The 16,767-nt window shown below is 51.2% G+C and carries 14 protein-coding genes; 9 read left to right on the top strand and 5 right to left on the bottom strand.

Annotated elements, in window-relative coordinates; genetic code table 11:
* Positions 1-59 precede the first annotated feature (59 nt).
* Entirely contained in the window at positions 60-2,231 is a 2,172-nt protein-coding gene (locus tag ABWW03_RS03675; RefSeq protein WP_353406435.1) for a TonB-dependent receptor, read from the bottom strand.
* A 226-nt stretch (positions 2,232-2,457) separates the two neighbouring features.
* On the opposite strand from ABWW03_RS03675, the gene uvrD reads away from it, so the two are divergent.
* Both uvrD and ABWW03_RS03665 read left to right on the top strand, forming a co-directional pair.
* A complete protein-coding gene (uvrD, locus tag ABWW03_RS03670; protein ID WP_353406433.1) occupies positions 2,458-4,653 on the top strand; it encodes a DNA helicase II in 2,196 nt (731 codons plus the stop codon).
* Positions 4,654-5,052: 399 nt separating this feature from the next.
* Entirely contained in the window at positions 5,053-5,220 is a 168-nt protein-coding gene (locus ABWW03_RS03665) for a hypothetical protein (protein ID WP_353406432.1), read from the top strand.
* A gap of 101 nt (positions 5,221-5,321) precedes the next feature.
* On the opposite strand, the gene ABWW03_RS03660 is transcribed toward ABWW03_RS03665, so the two are convergent.
* From ABWW03_RS03660 to ABWW03_RS03650, 3 genes are all read right to left on the bottom strand, one after another.
* Positions 5,322-5,756 (bottom strand): YidB family protein, encoded by a 435-nt coding sequence (locus ABWW03_RS03660; protein ID WP_353406431.1) that lies wholly within the window; start codon positions 5,754-5,756, stop codon positions 5,322-5,324.
* Positions 5,757-5,798: 42 nt separating this feature from the next.
* A complete protein-coding gene (gene lysM / locus ABWW03_RS03655; RefSeq protein ID WP_353406430.1) occupies positions 5,799-6,251 on the bottom strand; it encodes a peptidoglycan-binding protein LysM in 453 nt (150 codons plus the stop codon).
* 103 nt (positions 6,252-6,354) lie between these two features.
* A complete protein-coding gene (locus ABWW03_RS03650) occupies positions 6,355-7,809 on the bottom strand; it encodes a helicase HerA-like domain-containing protein (RefSeq protein ID WP_353406429.1) in 1,455 nt (484 codons plus the stop codon).
* A 277-nt stretch (positions 7,810-8,086) separates the two neighbouring features.
* Between ABWW03_RS03650 and ABWW03_RS03645 the strand changes: the two genes are divergently transcribed.
* The 5 genes from ABWW03_RS03645 to ABWW03_RS03625 all read left to right on the top strand — a co-directional run bounded on the left by ABWW03_RS03645 (position 8,087) and on the right by ABWW03_RS03625 (position 12,354).
* Positions 8,087-8,491 (top strand): DUF4332 domain-containing protein, encoded by a 405-nt coding sequence (locus ABWW03_RS03645; RefSeq protein WP_353406428.1) that lies wholly within the window; start codon positions 8,087-8,089, stop codon positions 8,489-8,491.
* Positions 8,492-8,782: 291 nt separating this feature from the next.
* The gene (locus ABWW03_RS03640; RefSeq protein WP_435372746.1) at positions 8,783-9,904 is read left to right on the top strand and encodes a TRAP transporter substrate-binding protein; all 1,122 of its coding nucleotides are present in this window, start codon (positions 8,783-8,785) and stop codon (positions 9,902-9,904) included.
* 72 nt (positions 9,905-9,976) lie between these two features.
* A complete protein-coding gene (locus ABWW03_RS03635; RefSeq protein ID WP_353406426.1) occupies positions 9,977-10,528 on the top strand; it encodes a TRAP transporter small permease subunit in 552 nt (183 codons plus the stop codon).
* Positions 10,521-11,894, top strand: a complete 1,374-nt coding sequence (locus ABWW03_RS03630; protein ID WP_353406425.1) for a TRAP transporter large permease — start codon at positions 10,521-10,523, stop codon at positions 11,892-11,894. Before ABWW03_RS03635 ends, ABWW03_RS03630 begins: the two co-directional genes overlap by 8 nt.
* A gap of 70 nt (positions 11,895-11,964) precedes the next feature.
* Complete coding sequence (locus ABWW03_RS03625) at positions 11,965-12,354, top strand: acyl-CoA thioesterase (RefSeq protein ID WP_353406424.1); 390 nt, start codon at positions 11,965-11,967, stop codon at positions 12,352-12,354.
* A gap of 104 nt (positions 12,355-12,458) precedes the next feature.
* On the opposite strand, the gene ABWW03_RS03620 is transcribed toward ABWW03_RS03625, so the two are convergent.
* The gene (locus ABWW03_RS03620; RefSeq protein WP_353406422.1) at positions 12,459-13,757 is read right to left on the bottom strand and encodes an alpha/beta hydrolase; all 1,299 of its coding nucleotides are present in this window, start codon (positions 13,755-13,757) and stop codon (positions 12,459-12,461) included.
* A gap of 311 nt (positions 13,758-14,068) precedes the next feature.
* Here ABWW03_RS03620 and ABWW03_RS03615 point away from each other — a divergent pair, with 311 nt between their 5' ends.
* Together ABWW03_RS03615 and pstC are read left to right on the top strand one after the other, a co-directional pair.
* Complete coding sequence (locus ABWW03_RS03615) at positions 14,069-15,142, top strand: PstS family phosphate ABC transporter substrate-binding protein (protein WP_353407118.1); 1,074 nt, start codon at positions 14,069-14,071, stop codon at positions 15,140-15,142.
* Between the two features lie 216 nt (positions 15,143-15,358).
* Positions 15,359-16,744: a phosphate ABC transporter permease subunit PstC gene (gene pstC / locus ABWW03_RS03610; RefSeq protein WP_353406421.1), complete on the top strand. Its 1,386-nt coding sequence runs from the start codon at positions 15,359-15,361 to the stop codon at positions 16,742-16,744.
* Positions 16,745-16,767: the final 23 nt, after the last annotated feature.

Here is a 16,767-nt window from a genome sequence, read left to right as displayed (position 1 = left end):
CCGCGATGGATTGCGGCTTCAAGAGGGTTTGCTGCGATGTACCGGCTCCGTTTGGGAGCTTAGTAAAAGTTAAAACTCACCTCAATGCCATAACTACGAGGCTGTTGACGATAATATTGCGCACCTGAATAAAAGTTGGCGGCCGAGTAAGTGACATCGCGGCTGTCGGCCAGATTTTTACCCCACAGGGACACTTCCCAGTTGTCGCTTTCACTGCCGACGCTTAAACGAGCTGAGCTGTTATTAATGGGGCCATAGATGCCATTGGGGTCAGCCAATGCAGCGGCTTGTTCTTCCACACGACTGAAACTGGCGAAGGCGCGCGCGTAAAGCTCGTCACTTAAATTCCAACGATAGGCCATGGCGAGGTTGTAACTCCATTCCGGAGCTTGAGCGAGCGCAGTGCCGGGCGTGACCGGTGTGAACAGCGTCAGGCCACGCAGGCTGTTTGGAGCAACAGTAACTTCGGCATCCAGATAGGAAATGCCCGCGCGAATATCCAGACCATCAAGGGGTAACCATTCCAGTTCCACTTCGGCGCCGTCGATTTCAGATTCCGGAATATTGTCCAGGGTCACGATAAAGATATTGTCCGGAGTTGCCCCTAGCAGTAGCGACTGACGGTTGTCGTAATCGTAGTGGAAGTAAGCGGCATTCAAGCGCAGAGTTTGATCCAACAGATCGCTTTTAAACCCGATCTCATAGGAAAATACTTCTTCGGGGCGAGTGTAGCCCCAGACTTCCGGGGCGAGGGCCGGGCTGCCGTAAAACACACCGGTTTTGTAACCGGTGGCCACATTGGCGTACAGCAGAGTGTTGTCATTGAGGTCGTAATCCAGCCCGACGCGATACGATACGTCCGATTCAGTGCGACTGTCATTTAAGCGGGCCACTTCGGCACCTGGGTAGGTGAAAATCACATTGCCATCCACATCAACAGTATTACCGTTGAAGCTGCGTTTATCGTGGGAATAACGCAGGCCCACGGACAAATGCAGCAATTCACTCAAATCTGTTTCGGTGTGGATAAAGGCGCCTAATGAATCGGTTTCCTGAACATAATTCGCCGCTGCGCGAGAACGGCTGGGGAATACGCCAAAGGGAACGGCGGAATCACTGATGTCCCGAACGGTGATTTCGTCATTCGAAAAGCTGATTCCGGCTACCCAGCTGAAACGGTCACCGACATCAGAATTAACACGGAATTCCTGGGAGTACTGGCTGACTTCGCTGTCTTGAAAGAAATCAAAAGTCGGAAAAGGGTCGCCATCAAGGTTATCAATGACCTTACGCTCATAGTCGTCCCAAGCGGTGATGGAGGTCAGGGTGAGCTTATCGAATTCATAGGTCAGATTTAAAGCACTGCCTACGCCCTGCTCATCGCGCATGACATTCAGATCGCCAACGCGCACTTTATCTGGAGCGTCAGTGCCCGTAGCGATATCAAAACCGGCTGGTGCAAAAGGACCCCCGGTACTCTGAGGGGATTCCGGGGTTGAATCGTCCTTTGACACATGAATGTTCAACAGGCCGGACAAACGTTCATTGAGATCAAAAGCCAATAGTCCCCGTGCCGCAAAACGATCAGTCAAACCAAATTCCCGGCCAGTATCCAGATCCTGTTGCCAGCCCTGATCTGACTTTTCATAGTCAAAGGCGACACGGGCACGCACATCGTCACTCAGTGAGCCGCTGATAAAGCCGGTGGCGCTGGAGGTGCGCCAGTTACCATAGCCCAAGGTAAGGCCAGCTTCGAATTCATCGCCCGGTTTGTTGGAAATAAAGTTTATGGCACCACCGGTGGTGTTTTTACCGTACAAGGTACCCTGCGGGCCTTTCAGCACTTCCACGCGCTCAATGTCGAAGAGCTGGCCACTCAGCAGAGCAGGCGAGCTGGCAAAGACTTCATCCGTGTACACACCCACACCGCTGTTATTATTGATGTTGAAGTCATCCAGACCAATGCCGCGAATGGCAAAAATAGGTGTGCCGCCCGAAGTGGCATTCGCTGTGCTTAAACCCGGTGTAAACGTGGCCAGATCTTTGGGTGAGCTCAAATTCATATCACTGACTTGCTCACCATTAAAGGCACTGACGGTGACACCGATGTCCTGCACTGATTGTGCGCGTTTCTGCGCCGTAACGACAACCTCTTCGAGAGTCTGTTGTGCTTGTGACTGGCCGCTGACTGCCAGTGGCAACGCCGCGAGTAAAAGACGGTTTATACGCATCGCCTGGGTTCCCCTCATTATATTTTTATCGATTCGCACTGAAGTCAGTGCCGATTGATGGATTTCTAAACAGTCTATCAACAGGCTGCGAAACAAGAGGCGTTACTCGGGGGTGAGCGATAAACATTATGCGGTAATCAAGAGTGGCGCTGAATATCCTGCGGTGGCAGAAAATCGTGCTGCAGGTATTCTGCAATCCAGGCGGGGAGTCTGATAAACTAAGGCCATGGACGTATCCCCTATTTTAGATCAATTGAACGATGCCCAGCGCCAGGCGGTTTCTGCGCCGGCGGGCAATCAACTTATTCTCGCGGGTGCCGGCTCGGGTAAAACCCGTGTACTGGTGCACCGTATCGCCTGGTTGATTCAGGTTGAGCGCATTTCGCCGTTTTCGATTATGGCCGTTACCTTTACCAATAAGGCGGCCAGAGAAATGCGCGGCCGAATTGAAGAGCTGTTGGGCTTGAATCCACGTGGTATGTGGGTAGGCACTTTTCACGGAATTGCCCATCGTTTGTTAAAGGCACATTGGCAAGACGCTCGCCTGCCACAGAATTTTCAAATTCTGGACAGCGATGATCAGTTGCGATTGATCAAACGTGTCAGTCAGGGATTGCAGCTTGATGAAGAACGCTGGCCTGCCAAGCAAACTCAGTGGTTTATCAATCACAATAAAGATGAAGGCCTTCGCCCGGATTATATTCAAACTCACGGCGACCCACATCAGGAAACGCTGGTCAGAATCTATCGCGCTTATGAGGAAGCTTGTCAGCGTGGTGGCATGGTGGACTTTGGCGAGTTGTTGTTGCGTGCCCATGAACTGTGGTTAAACAATCCAAGATTGCTGCAACACTATCAGGATCGTTTTCCCTTCTTGCTGGTGGACGAGTTTCAGGACACCAATACCATCCAATACGCCTGGCTACGGGTGTTGGCGGGTGATCGCTGTGCGGTGACGGCGGTGGGTGATGATGACCAATCTATTTACGGCTGGCGCGGCGCCAAGATTGAAAACATCCAGCGTTTTAGCCAGGATTTTCAACAAGTTGAAACGGTTCGTTTGGAGCAGAACTATCGCTCTACCCGTACAATTTTGAATGCGGCCAATGCGGTGATCGAAAATAACTTTGGTCGCTTGGGTAAAACTCTGCGCACTGATGGTGACGATGGCGAAAAGATTTCGCTGTATGCGGGCTTCAACGAGCAGGATGAAGCTCGGTTTATCGTAGAGCGCATTGAAGATTGGCAGCGCAAAGGAAAAAAACTGGAAAGTTGTGCGATTTTGTATCGTTCAAACGCACAGTCACGCATTTTGGAAGAAGCCCTATTGCGTGAATCGGTGCCCTATCGCATCTATGGCGGCCAGCGATTCTACGAGCGTTTGGAAATTAAAAACGCATTGGCGTATATGCGTCTGATCATCAACCGTAATGATGATGCGGCTTTTGAACGCGTTATTAACACCCCCACACGAGGGGTTGGCAGTAAGACCGTGGACAGTGTGCGCTTGTTTGCTCGAGAACAAGGCTGTTCTATGTGGGATGCGGCCGAGCAAATGGTCAGCAATAAAGGTCTGAGTGCGCGCGCGGCAAATTCCGTTGGTGGTTTTTGTGCGCTCTTGAACGAGTTGGATAGGCAGACCCAGGAACTGAGACTGGAGAAAATTGCGTCGACGGTCATTAACAGTTCTGGCCTGATCGAATTCCATGAAAAAGAAAAAGGTGAAAAAGGTCAGGCTCGTGTCGAAAACTTGCAGGAACTGGTGAACGCCTGTCGTGCCTTCAATCCAGAGAATGATGACTTAAGCCCTCTCGAAGAGTTTCTTGATGGTGCCGCTCTAGATGCCGGTGAAGCCCAGGCAGATGAGTTTGAAGATGCCGTGCAATTGATGACGTTGCATACTGCCAAAGGTCTGGAGTTCCCGCTGGTGTTTATGGCGGGTGTTGAGGAAGGTTTATTCCCTCACAGAATGTCGGCTGAAGAACCCGGCCGTTTGGAAGAGGAACGTCGCCTGTGTTATGTGGGCATTACCCGGGCGATGGAAAAGTTGTACATCAGTTACGCCGAAAGCCGTCGCATGTATGGTTCCGAAACGTTCAATAATGTGTCGCGCTTTGTGAAGGAAATCCCCGATGACCTGATCGAAGAAGTGCGTTTAAAAACCGCGATTACTCGTCCGGTCAGTTTTGGTAGCTCCTATGGCGAAAGTGCCCAGAGTCGCCCGAGGCTGGGCCAGCGAAAGCTTGCTGGACGATTGTCAGACGATGGCGGTGATACCGGTTTGAGTCTGGGGCAGCGCGTTTTGCACCCGAGTTTTGGCGAAGGTACAGTCCTCCACTTTGAAGGCAATAAAATTCAAATCAACTTTGATGATGTTGGCAGTAAGTGGTTGATCGCTGGTGCCAAGTTGGAGCCGTTGTAACAACGCTCTTTTTTAACGTGTTTTATCGTCTTTATTCTCTCGGCAGTGGCTCAATATGGGCAACTGCCGGCCCTCTCCTTATATTTCTCCTAAGTTTGTCAGACTGGCTTATTATCGCCACGGGTCGTTCTTATTGACTCGCCTGAGCCCCTAAGCAAGCGCGACTTCTGTTGTATTGTCCACTCAAGGAAGCGGCATGCGTTCAAAGTAAGGCGGTGATGTACTGGAGAATGTCGAACGTTTAGTTCACGCTAAGCTTTGTGGTCGGCGTGGTCATTATTTATTTTGGTATGAGCCAAATTGTGAACTACAGCTCAATTCGAGTGGTTCCTGATCGTTTGCCAATGTATCGTAGCCCGCTGCCATTATTAGTTGGTAAATCCATTGCGCGGAGCGATATTGAGTAACTGTACGTTCATCAGCACAACCCCGTACTCAAATGGAATGATCATCAGTTTCGAATGGCGAATGCCAAGCCGGAGCGGGAAAGATGATTGTCTGCTGAAACAGCTGACTGAAAAAATCAGCAAGCAATACCTTGAACAGGAAACCGGTGTGCCTCACTAGAATTGGGTAATCGGTGCGTGCAGAAAACAGACAGGCAAAAAAAACGGGCCAGAGGCCCGTGCTTAAGCAGTTGTGTTCTTTACAGCTTGCAGGTATGGGGCCTAGCGGCCGAACAACTTACCTGCCATATTGAGTGCGCCAGAGACGCCCCCAACCATATCCAATAGGCTACCATCATTGGAAGATTTATCCACAATATTGGGTATCGCCTCCTGCAAACCGGATATCGCTTGATCTTCATTGAGCGATAGCTGGGATGCGAAGTCGCTGATTTTATTTTGTCCTAAAATCTGGGTCAACTGATTTGCTGAAATTCCTTCATTAGAACCGTTACCCAACCACGATTGGGCGATATTGACCAAATCACCCGCATCCATGTTGGATACCAAGGACCCGATGTCGACATTGCCTTTACCGTCAGACAGCAGACCGGTCAATGCTGGTAAAATCGACCCCAGGTCAAGTTGCTGACCTTGTTCGGATAATTTGCTCTGAAACAGCTGAGCGCCAATTTGTAAAATACTGTTGATGTCCATGCTAAACACCCTTTGTGAAGCTTTGATTAACGGGCCCCGAGCTTAGTCTTGCTTGGGAATTCGGATCTTCTGGCCTGGGTAAATCAGATCAGGGTCTTTGATCACTTCGCGGTTTGCTTCAAATATGGCCTGGTATTTTGCACCATTACCATAGAATTCCGAGGCAATTTTCCACAGTGAATCACCCGACTGGATCACATAATACTGAACGTCTTCAACCGCAGGCTCAACGGCAGGTTCACCCTGAACCGTCATTTCTTCGGCTTGTACTGAGCTGATGCCCAATGCATTACCGACCATTAAAATGGCTTTTTCAAACGCGCTCGGAGATTCGGCTTCGCCGCTCACCTTGGCCACACCGTCCTGTACGTCGACTTTAAGGTCTTTTACACCCGGATTGTCGCTTTCAACGTGTTCCTTGAGCTTATCGCCGGCCTCGTCTTCGCTGCCGAACAGTTTCTTACCCAGATCGCTGGCAAAATCAAATAGTCCCATTTCTCTTTACCTTTGTTGTGATGGATGGGGGCTTCCCCTAAAACACGCGCCGCCGACTGCTCAATAGCGACGCCAATGTTAAAATCATTCTGTTATGTTGCGGTTATTTCAGCAGTGAACCCAGCACGCCGCGAATCAACTTGCGGCCAATGCTGGAACCAATGCTACGTGCAATGCTCTTCATAAAAGCCTCGCCAACGCTTTGTCGATTGCTGCTGCGACGTTTGGGGCGACTGCTTTGCGGAGTATCTTCGGCTTCCTCTTCAGCCCGGGCGGTTTGCTCAGCCCGTCGCTGCAACATCTCGCGCGCAGAATCCGTATCGACCGCATCCAGGTACTTGCGGTGAAAGGGATTACCATTGACCAGTTGTTCTCTTTCCTGAGGGGTAACGGGCCCCATGCGCGATTCGGGTGGGCGGACCAAAACCCGCTCAACCTGACTGGGCACCCCGCCTTCCTGCAGGACCGAAACGATTGCTTCACCAATGCCGAGTTCAGTGATGACCTCAGCCGTATCAAAATCCGGGTTTGCCCGAAAGGACTGGGCTGCGGCACGAACCGCTTTTTGGTCTTTGGGGGTATAGGCACGCAAGGTGTGCTGAATGCGGTTGCCCAGTTGCCCAAGAATATCCTCGGGAATATCCGCTGGGCTCTGGCTTACAAAGTAAATACCGACACCTTTTGAGCGAATCAGGCGAGCCACCTGTTCGATTTTTTCTACCAGTGCACGAGAAGCGTTTTTAAACAGCAGGTGCGCTTCATCGAAAAAGAACACCAGCTTGGGTTTGTCAGGGTCACCGACTTCGGGCAGGCTTTCGAACAGTTCAGACAGCAACCACAGCAGAAAAGTCGCGTACAAACGTGGGCTTTGCACCAGCTTGTCGGCGGCCAGAATGTTGATGATGCCTTCACCGCGTCGGCTGTGGCTGATGAAGTCGTCCAGCTGCAGGGCGGGCTCGCCAAAAAATAAATCCCCGCCTTCGCGTTCGATCATAATCAAGCGACGGAGGATGGCATTCACAGACGCTTTTGAAACTTTCAGGCCGACACCAAGCTTGCCATTGTTTTCGGCCAGGTATTCGAGAACGGAGCGCAAGTCGTTTAAATCAACAAGCAGCAAACCCTCATCGTCAGCAAACTCAAAGGCCAGGGTCATTACGCTTTGCTGGGTTTCGTTCAAATCCAGAAGTTCAGACAGCAGCTGTGGGCCCATCTCGGAAATTGTTGAGCGCACGGGTGTGCCTTGATCCCCAAAAACATCCCACAGGTTTACCGGGAATGGCAAGTGTTCGAAGTTGTCGATACCAATGCTGTCGATGCGTTCCTGAATCTTGGGATGGGGCTTGCCGGCCTGACCGAGGCCAGCCAGATCGCCTTTCACGTCGGCCATAAAAACGGGTACACCGAGCTTGCTAAAGCCTTCAGCAAGAATCTGCAGTGTCACGGTTTTACCGCTGCCGGTGGCACCGGCAATCAGGCCATGGCGATTCGCATAACGGGGATCGATACTGATTTGACCGTTGCTACTGCCGCCAACCAATACCTTCGCTTCACTCATTTCAGCCGATTCCTTATCGCGTCAGAAAGCCCCTAACTTAAAGCAAAGCGGTAGCTGGATCAAAGGAAATAATTTCACGCAATTCAGCATGAATTCAGATAGTAATTAACAAGCTAGAGGCTAGAGAGTTCGCCATCCCCAGGCGCAAGCAGTACACTGGGAGATGTCTCTAATGACTTAATGCTTCGTCGGTTTGGAGCGATTAAGAATTGGGGCGGACGTTTCATCCTGGGTGGCAACACCTGATCATATATTGAACAGTTTGATGGAGTAAGAAATGGCTAAGTTGTCAGATATTGAAGGTATCGGTGAAGTATACGCGTCCAAACTTGAAGCGGCTGGCGTGACTTCCTTGGAAAATTTACTGGAAAAATGCGCTCAGAAAGCGGGCCGTAAAGAAGTGGCTGAGTCTTCCGGCCTGAGTGAGAAGCAAATTTTAAATTGGGCCAACCGTGCTGACCTGGCCCGAGTGAAAGGCGTAAGCACCCAGTATGCTGACCTACTGGAGTTTGCCGGAGTGGACACTGTCCCAGAGCTGGCCCAACGCAATGCGGAAAATCTGGCCGCTAAAATGGCCGAAGTGAACGAAGAGAAAAATCTGGTTCGCCAAGTACCTTCGGCCAACCAAGTTGCTGATTGGGTTGCACAGGCGAAAGAATTACCTCGCGCGATTCACTATTGATCCCCAAAGCACGGGGCGCTCAAATCGCCCCGTGCTGTCTAAAATAGCCTCATGATCCCTCCATTTCTTTTGTCAGTATTCCCTGCTGTCCAGCACAACCTTCCAGATTGTTTTTTTGCGTCAATCTTTCCGAAAAATATCCGCACGCCGTAGAAGCGAAACGAAACAACAGCGCCACTTCAGTCGTGCTCGAAAAAGACGACCGATGTCGGTTGGGGAGTCCCGTCTATGGCCTTGATGGACGATATCTATTACCCTAATCGGAAATGATAACGACATAGCGCAATGACAATGACAAAACGTGTGAACTGGTCCCCTCTGGTCATCATCCTATTATTGGCGGCACTGGTGGCCACCGTCTCCCAGCTTGTGGTTCAAAAGGCCGACCAGCAGCCCACCCAACTCACGGAAAGCAGCAAACAACAAAAGCACTATGAGTGGCGCATGGTGACAACTTGGCCGAAAGGTTTACCCGGACTGGGATTGGCCGCAGAAAACTTTGCCCGCATAGTTGAACAGTCCAGCAATGGCCGTTTGAAAGTGAAAGTGTACGGCGCTGGAGACCTGGTGCCGGCACTTGGGGTATTTGATGCCGTGTCGTCGGGCAGTGTAGAAATGGGTCACGGTGCTGCGTACTACTGGAAAGGAAAAATTCCCGCTTCGCCATTTTTCACCTCCGTGCCCTTTGGCATGAACGCCCAGGAAATGAATGGCTGGTTGTATTACGGCGGCGGTCTGGAATTGTACCGCGAAGCCTATGCGCCTTTTAATCTGATGCCTTTCCCAGCCGGCAATACCGGCGTACAAATGGCGGGTTGGTTTAACAAAGAAATCAATACTATCGACGATATTCAGGGTACCAAAATGCGTATCCCCGGTTTGGCTGGGGAAGTCTGGAACCGCGCCGGTGGTGTTGCGGTGAATATTCCCGGTGGTGAGTTATATACCGCCCTGCAAACCGGGGTAATCGATGCCACCGAATGGGTGGGCCCATACAATGATCTGGCTTTGGGGTTTCACCAGGTTGCCAAGTATTACTATTACCCGGGCTGGCATGAACCCGGCCCAACTCTGGAGTTGCTGGTTAATAAGGAAGCTTTTGAATCCCTGCCGAAAGATTTGCAGTCTATTGTGGAATCCGCAGCCCGAGTGGTGAATCAGGATATGCTTGATGAATACACCGCGCGTAACAATGCCGCCTTAAAAACCCTGATCAGCGAACACGGTGTGCAACTCAAGCCGCTGCCCAAAGATGTTTTGCAGGAACTGCGCAAACACGCCGATGCCATGTACAGCGAATTCGCTGCAAAAGACCCGTTCTTTGCCAAGGTGTATGAGCACTATCGCCGCTTTGCGGATCAAGTGGCTCAGTATCACGACATCTCAGAGCAAGCGTACTACGAAGCGAATTAATGATGATCAAAAAGGTTGGACCCCGCGTCTACCTTTGAAATGACAATAGATAAAAATATCAAAGGTAGCTTTATGCCCCTGGCCATTCGGGTTTGTGCCTATCTGGCGGATTTGCTGGATAGTGTGTCGGAGTTTATCGGTCGCAGCGTTTCCTGGTTGACCATCATTATGGTGCTGATCAGCTGTGTGGTAGTGCTGTTGCGTTATGTTTTTGAGATTGGCGCGACGGCCTTACAGGACAGCGTCACTTATATGCACGCGACGGTGTTCCTGTTGGGGGCCGCCTATGCTCTGAATCATAATGGGCAAGTCAGGGTGGATGTTTTCTATCGCCATTTTAATCGTCGCCAAAAAGCCTGGGTGGATGCGGTTGGCAGCGTTCTGTTTCTGTTGCCCATGTGTGGTTTGATTTTTTTTAGCAGTCTCGATTATGTTGAGCAATCCTGGGCAGTGAAGGAAAGTTCACGCGACCCGAATGGTTTGCCCTTTGTGTATCTTCTCAAAACCCTGTTACCGGTGGCGGCGGCTACTTTAGCTTTGCAAGCGGTGGCCGAGTGTTGTCACGCTTTGGCTACGCTAATGCACCCACACTCCAGTGAAGATGGTGAGGTGGATCATGCTTGAGTTAATTCCCCTCTTTATGTTCGCCGTCGTCTGCCTGGCGTTAATGGCGGGCTATCCGGTTGCGTTTACCCTGGCGGGTGTGGCGTTGATTTTTGCGGCGGGCGGCATCGTGTTGGGTCACTTTGATGCCAATTTGTTGCTGACGATGCCGGATCGACTGTTTGGCACCATGAGCAATATAACGCTCATAGCGGTTCCCCTCTTCGTATTAATGGGGGTGATGTTGGAGAAATCCCGATTGGCCGAAGAGCTGCTGGAAAATATGGCGAAACTCAGTGGCAGCTTGCCCGGTGGACTGGGTATTGCTGTGGTGATTGTGGGCATGTTGCTGGCGGCCAGCACCGGTATTGTTGGTGCGACGGTGGTGACGATGGGCCTGATGAGTTTGCCAACGATGTTGAAGCGCGGTTACAGCCCAAGTTTTGCGACAGGTACCATTTGTGCGACCGGGACATTGGGGCAGATCATTCCGCCGTCCATTGCATTGGTATTGTTGGGGGACACGTTATCGACGGCCTACCAAAAAGCTCAGTTGAGTGCAGGTGTGTTTAATCCCAAACCGGTTTCCGTCGGCGATTTATTCGTCGGCGCCCTGGTGCCGGGTTTGCTTCTGGTGATTTTCTACTTGCTGTACGTCTATTTTACCGCCAAGTTAAAACCTGAGCTGGCGCCCGCCAATCAAGACGTGGAAGAGGTGGATCGCGGTAAGATCCTGTTAAGCTTGGCACCTCCAATTTTGCTGATCGTATTGGTGTTGGGGTCGATCACTTCCGGCGTGGCGACACCGACCGAAGCCGCTGCGGTGGGAGCCTTAGGGGCGACCGTGCTGGCCTTTCTGAAAGGTCAGTTGAGTAAAGCCCGCCTGGCCGAAGTCTGCCATTCGACCACCTTGGTAACGGCCATGGTGTTTACCATTTTGGTGGGTGCTTCCATTTTCTCATTGGTGTTTCGGGGCTTTGGTGGCGAAGAGCTTATCGAGCGCTGGTTCTCGGAATTGGGCGGCAATGTTGCCCTCGCGGTTCTGATCGTAATGGTGCTGATCTTCCTGCTCGGTTTTATTCTGGACTTTATCGAGATTACGTTCGTGGTCGTGCCGATTATTGGTCCGGTTTTGCTGGCGATGGGTGTCGACCCTATTTGGTTAGGGGTGATGATTGCCATTAATTTGCAAACGTCCTTCCTGACCCCGCCCTTTGGCTTTGCCTTATTCTATTTACGAGGGGTGGCACCGGAGTCAGTTCGCACTGGTGAAATTTATCGTGGCGTTATTCCATTTATTGTGCTGCAATTGGCGCTGCTGCTCGCCCTGGCTGTATGGCCAGAATTGGCAACCTATTTACCTGAGGCCATCAAAGCCGACAAATAGAGGGCTGCATAGCGAGCAAGCATTTACGTAGAATATATATAAAGAATGATATTGAAGGTTATACATAGCGATGAGTTCCCTGGATGAAGAACCCACCCCAACGGGCAAATTAACTCTACAAACCCTGACCATGCCGGCGGCAACCAATCCGAACGGCGATGTTTTTGCCGGTTGGCTGATGTCCCAGATGGACTTGGCTGGTGCTATCCTGGCCCAGCAAATTGCCAAAGGGCGTTGCACCACCGTGGCAGTCGGCAGTATGGCGTTTTTGCGCCCGGTACCGGTAGGCGCAACGGTGAGCTGCTATTCTGAGGCTCTGGAAGTTGGCCGCTCTTCCATCCGCACCTTGGTGGATGTGTGGTTGACCGATGTGGAAAGTGGCGAGTGCAGCAAGGTCACAGAAGGTGAGTTTGTGTACGTGGCCATAGATGATAAAGGGCGTACCCGCCCCATCCGCTAGCGTTATCGACGGGCCGAGATGAGCGGTAAAGTCGATGCTAAATAAAAAGGCGAGCTTAAAGCTCGCCTTTTTTGTGTTCATTCACCGTAGGTAGGCCCCGAAACTCAGGGGCAGCTGCTGTTGCTCATTAAGCGAACAATGTTGATCTCACCGCTTAGGCCAAGACTTGGCATGTCATAGCGTGCCAGACCTTTTTTACAGCTGTCGAGGTCCACTTCCAGTGTGCCGACCTTTGTGGTGTTCACACTGTTATTGGCATCGAATCGGCCATTGCGCGATTGGTACAGGTCGAGCACGGCGCGGCGCCCAGAGTATTTGCCCTGGGCGGTAAACCAGCGTTGCTCTGCGCCTGGAATCTGACCGCTATCACTGCCCGCCTCGTTGTTATAGGTAAACCAGGCCCCGAACAACTGTTTGTTGCGGTCATCCAGATCCAGTAGCAGGCCCTGCCCGCTGGTGGCGGGCTCATACCAGCTCCCCACGGATTGTTGGCCGAAGCTGTGTTGGCTGATCTGATAAATCCAGTCATACATAGCATTCGCGATGCTTTGGCCACCCGTCACTGTCACAGTAAAGGGATCGATGGCACCAAAGCCGTGTCCGCCACCTTGAATAACGTGATATTCATGGTCCAGCCCAACCTCTTTTGCGCGCCTATCCAACAGTACGGAATAATTGAAGGCGACAATCACATCGCTGCTGCCATGGACAATGAACATGGGGGCCTCGCCGGCCTCAACACTGTTGACGGCCTCGGCTGGATTACCGAAAGGCAACAGCACCCCACCCCAAAAATCCACCACGAAACTGATTCGGTGTTTCTGGGGAGACTCGACGGAAAAGTCATCAGTGAGGTACGCGACGTTGATGGCGGTAATTGCTCCCGCTGAACTGCCAATGATGCCGATATCTGAGATTCGATAACGTTCAGACACGGAGACCAGCCATTCCAGGGCGGTCAGGGCATCTTCGAAAGCGGCCTGAGCGGCAATTTGCTGAGCGACGGGGGCAATGACGCCTGTTTCAGTGGGGATATGGGAAACCCGAGACGATGGCAGCGGGTTATCGCCCTGCAGGCGGTAATTGATGCTCGCCGCAACATAGCCCCGCGCGGCAAGATCGCGAGCCATGGCCACTAGAGTGGCGTTTTCCTTACTGCCTGTCTGGAAAGAACCGCCATGAATCAGCAGCACAGCGGGGCGTTGTTTGATGGTGAAGGCCGTCTCTACGGGCCGGTATAAATCCAGCAGCAGTGATTTTTGACCCCCCTCGATATCTCCCAGGCCATATTCGATGTCCCTGTCGACCTGCACGTCATAGATGGGCTCAAGGTTTTGTGACAGGGCGAATTGGCATATCAGTAAACTGATCACCGCACAGCAGCGTTGTAATAATTGAGGCAAGAGGCGTACTCCTTACGCGAATAAAATAGGACCCTCGTGACTTAAGGGCGCGTGGCCTGAGGGCGTTAGCAACTATATATAGGGATGAGTAAAAGGCAATAATACAAGGTGTAGGTATGCTTATTTAGATGCCAGCTCTGTAACACTTCTGTCATATTACATTCATAGAATTGTCACTCGTAAAATCTAGTATCGCCCTTGATTGAACACTCGGCTCAGTAGCCAGTTCATTAACATAGCGCGACTACAAGCAAACAGCGCTTTCGACTAGAAAACACGATCCTCAGGAGGATAACGTGAAAAAGACTCTCATGACCGCAACACTGGCTGCTGCAGCACTGGCTGGTACTCAAGTCGCTTCTGCTGCCCGCGATTACATCACGGTAGTAGGTTCTTCAACCGTATATCCGTTCGCAACCGTTGTTGCTGAGCGCTTTGGTAAGTCTACCCAGTTTAAAACGCCTAAAATCGAGTCTACCGGTTCTGGCGGTGGTTTGAAGTTGTTCTGTCAGGGCGTTGGTACTCAGCACCCAGACGTCACTAACGCATCTCGTCGCATCAAGTCTTCTGAAGTTGATCTGTGTGCGTCTAACGGCGTTAAAGACATTGTTGAAGTACTGATCGGTTATGACGGTATCGTTATCGGTAACGCTAAAGCAGCCGACACTATGAAGCTGACTCGTCGCGATCTGTTCCTGGCTTTGGCTAAAGAAGTTCCAAACCCAGACGGTTCTGAAACTCTGGTTGCCAACCCATACAAAACGTGGAAAGAAGTAAACCCAGCACTGCCTGCTAAGAAGATTGAAGTATTGGGTCCTCCTCCAACGTCCGGTACCCGTGATGCATTCGCCGAGTTGGCAATGGAAGGTGGCTGTAAGAAGTTTGGTTGGATCAAGGACATCAAGAAGCAGTCCAAGAAAGCCAAGAAAGCTGGCGACAAAGCCAAAGCGAAGACTCTGAAGAAGAAGTACAAGGCAATTTGTCACAGCGTTCGTGAAGATGGCCCTTACATCGAAGCGGGTGAAAACGATAACCTGATCGTTCAGAAGCTGAATGCCAACAAAAATGCGTTGGGCATCTTCGGTTTCTCTTTCCTGGATCAGAATTCTGACATGATCCAAGGTTCTATCGTTGACGGTAAAGAGCCTACTTTCGAATCCATCGCAGACGGTTCTTACCCGGTATCTCGTCCACTTTACTTCTACGTTAAGAAAGCACACATCGGTGTTGTTCCAGGTATCAAAGAGTACTTGGCTGAATTCACCAGCGAGAAGGCGTTCGGTGAAGAAGGTTACTTGACTGAGAAAGGCATGATCCCACTGGGTGATTCCAAGCGCACTCAAGTTGCTGCTGACGTTAAAAACTTGAAGAACCTGAGCATGTAATTGGGTTCGGAAAAGCAGCGATAGGATAGCCCAGCCATCGAGCTGGGCTATTCGTTTCTACTCCAGGTCTTTCGGTTGTTTCAGAAATAGCCTTGTAGACGAGAATTAAATAAAGTGGTGCTTTTCGATTTACACTCTTGGTATATAAGGACGTATTGATGTCCAAGAGTGTAATTCTAAAAGTACCTGAACCAACGATTGCAGAGACACGGTGATATGGACACCTCGACATTATTTGCCTTTTTAGCACTGCTAATGGCTGGCGCATTTATTTTGGGTCGCGGACGCTCGCTTGCCCAAGCTTCCAATGCTGGCGGTGTGCGTGCCTTGAACTCACTGCCTTCCTACTACGGCATGCTGACCCTGTTATGGTGTGGCATTCCAAGTTTGGCGGTATTGGGTGCCTGGATTGTGTTTGATGATTTGATCATCCAGCAACTGTTGATTCAGTCCTTGCCAGAGAACATTCGCAATCTGGATCCAACGGAACTCAGTTTGCGCATCAATACGATCGAAAACCTGGCCGCCTCTGGTATGGGCGAAGGCGCTGAACCCTATGTTCAGCAGGCCATCGCTACTCTGGATCGTCTGCACCAGACCAGCAACTATGCTTTGACGGGTGTCGCTCTGTTGGTTGCCGTGATGACCGGTGTGTGGGGTTGGAGTCGCATTCAACCTCAATTGAAAGCACGTAATCAAGTTGAGAACGCCTTTAAAATTATTTTGCTGGCCTGTTCCTGTCTGGCCATTTTGACCACTGTGGGCATTGTGTTGTCGGTATTGTTCGAATCGATTCGCTTCTTCAGCATGATTCCAATTACCGACTTTGTGTTTGGTGCTGAGTGGAGTCCACAAATGGCGATTCGCGCCGACCAGGTGGGTGGCTCCGGTGCCTTTGGTGCGATCCCTCTGTTCGTGGGTACTTTGCTGATTTCCTTGATTGCAATGATTGTCGCTGTGCCGGCGGGTTTGATGGCTGCGATTTATCTGTCTGAATACGCCAGCACACGAGTTCGCTCTCTGGTTAAGCCTGCTCTGGAAATTCTGGCTGGTATTCCTACGGTTGTTTACGGTTTCTTTGCGGCCCTGACGGTTGCACCGATGATTCGAGACGCTGGCGGCCTTGTGGGTTTGAGTGTGTCCTCTGAGAGTGCACTTGCCGCAGGTCTGGTCATGGGCATCATGATCATTCCTTTCGTTTCATCACTGTCCGACGATGTGATTAACGCGGTGCCGCAATCGTTGCGCGACGGCTCTTTGGGTTTGGGGTCAACGCAATCTGAAACCATTCGCCAAGTGGTTATTCCTGCCGCGCTGCCCGGTATTGTTGGCGGTATTTTGCTGGCGGTTTCCCGAGCCATTGGTGAAACCATGATTGTGGTTATGGCGGCGAGCCTGGCGGCAAATTTGACGGCAAACCCTTTGGAGCCGGTGACCACCGTAACGGTACAGATCGTAACCCTGCTTGTGGGTGACCAAGAGTTTGACAGCCCGAAAACGCTGGCCGCGTTTGCATTGGGTTTGATGCTCTTTATCGTGACCCTGGGGCTGAACTTCCTTGCCCTGCATGTGGTGAAAAAGTATCGCGAGCAGTACGACTAATAGATAGTCCGCTCGATTGTTCT

The organism is Pseudoteredinibacter isoporae, from assembly GCF_040372805.1.
Lineage (GTDB): Bacteria > Pseudomonadota > Gammaproteobacteria > Pseudomonadales > Cellvibrionaceae > Pseudoteredinibacter > Pseudoteredinibacter isoporae_A.
This window is presented reverse-complemented; position numbering and strand designations above follow the sequence as displayed.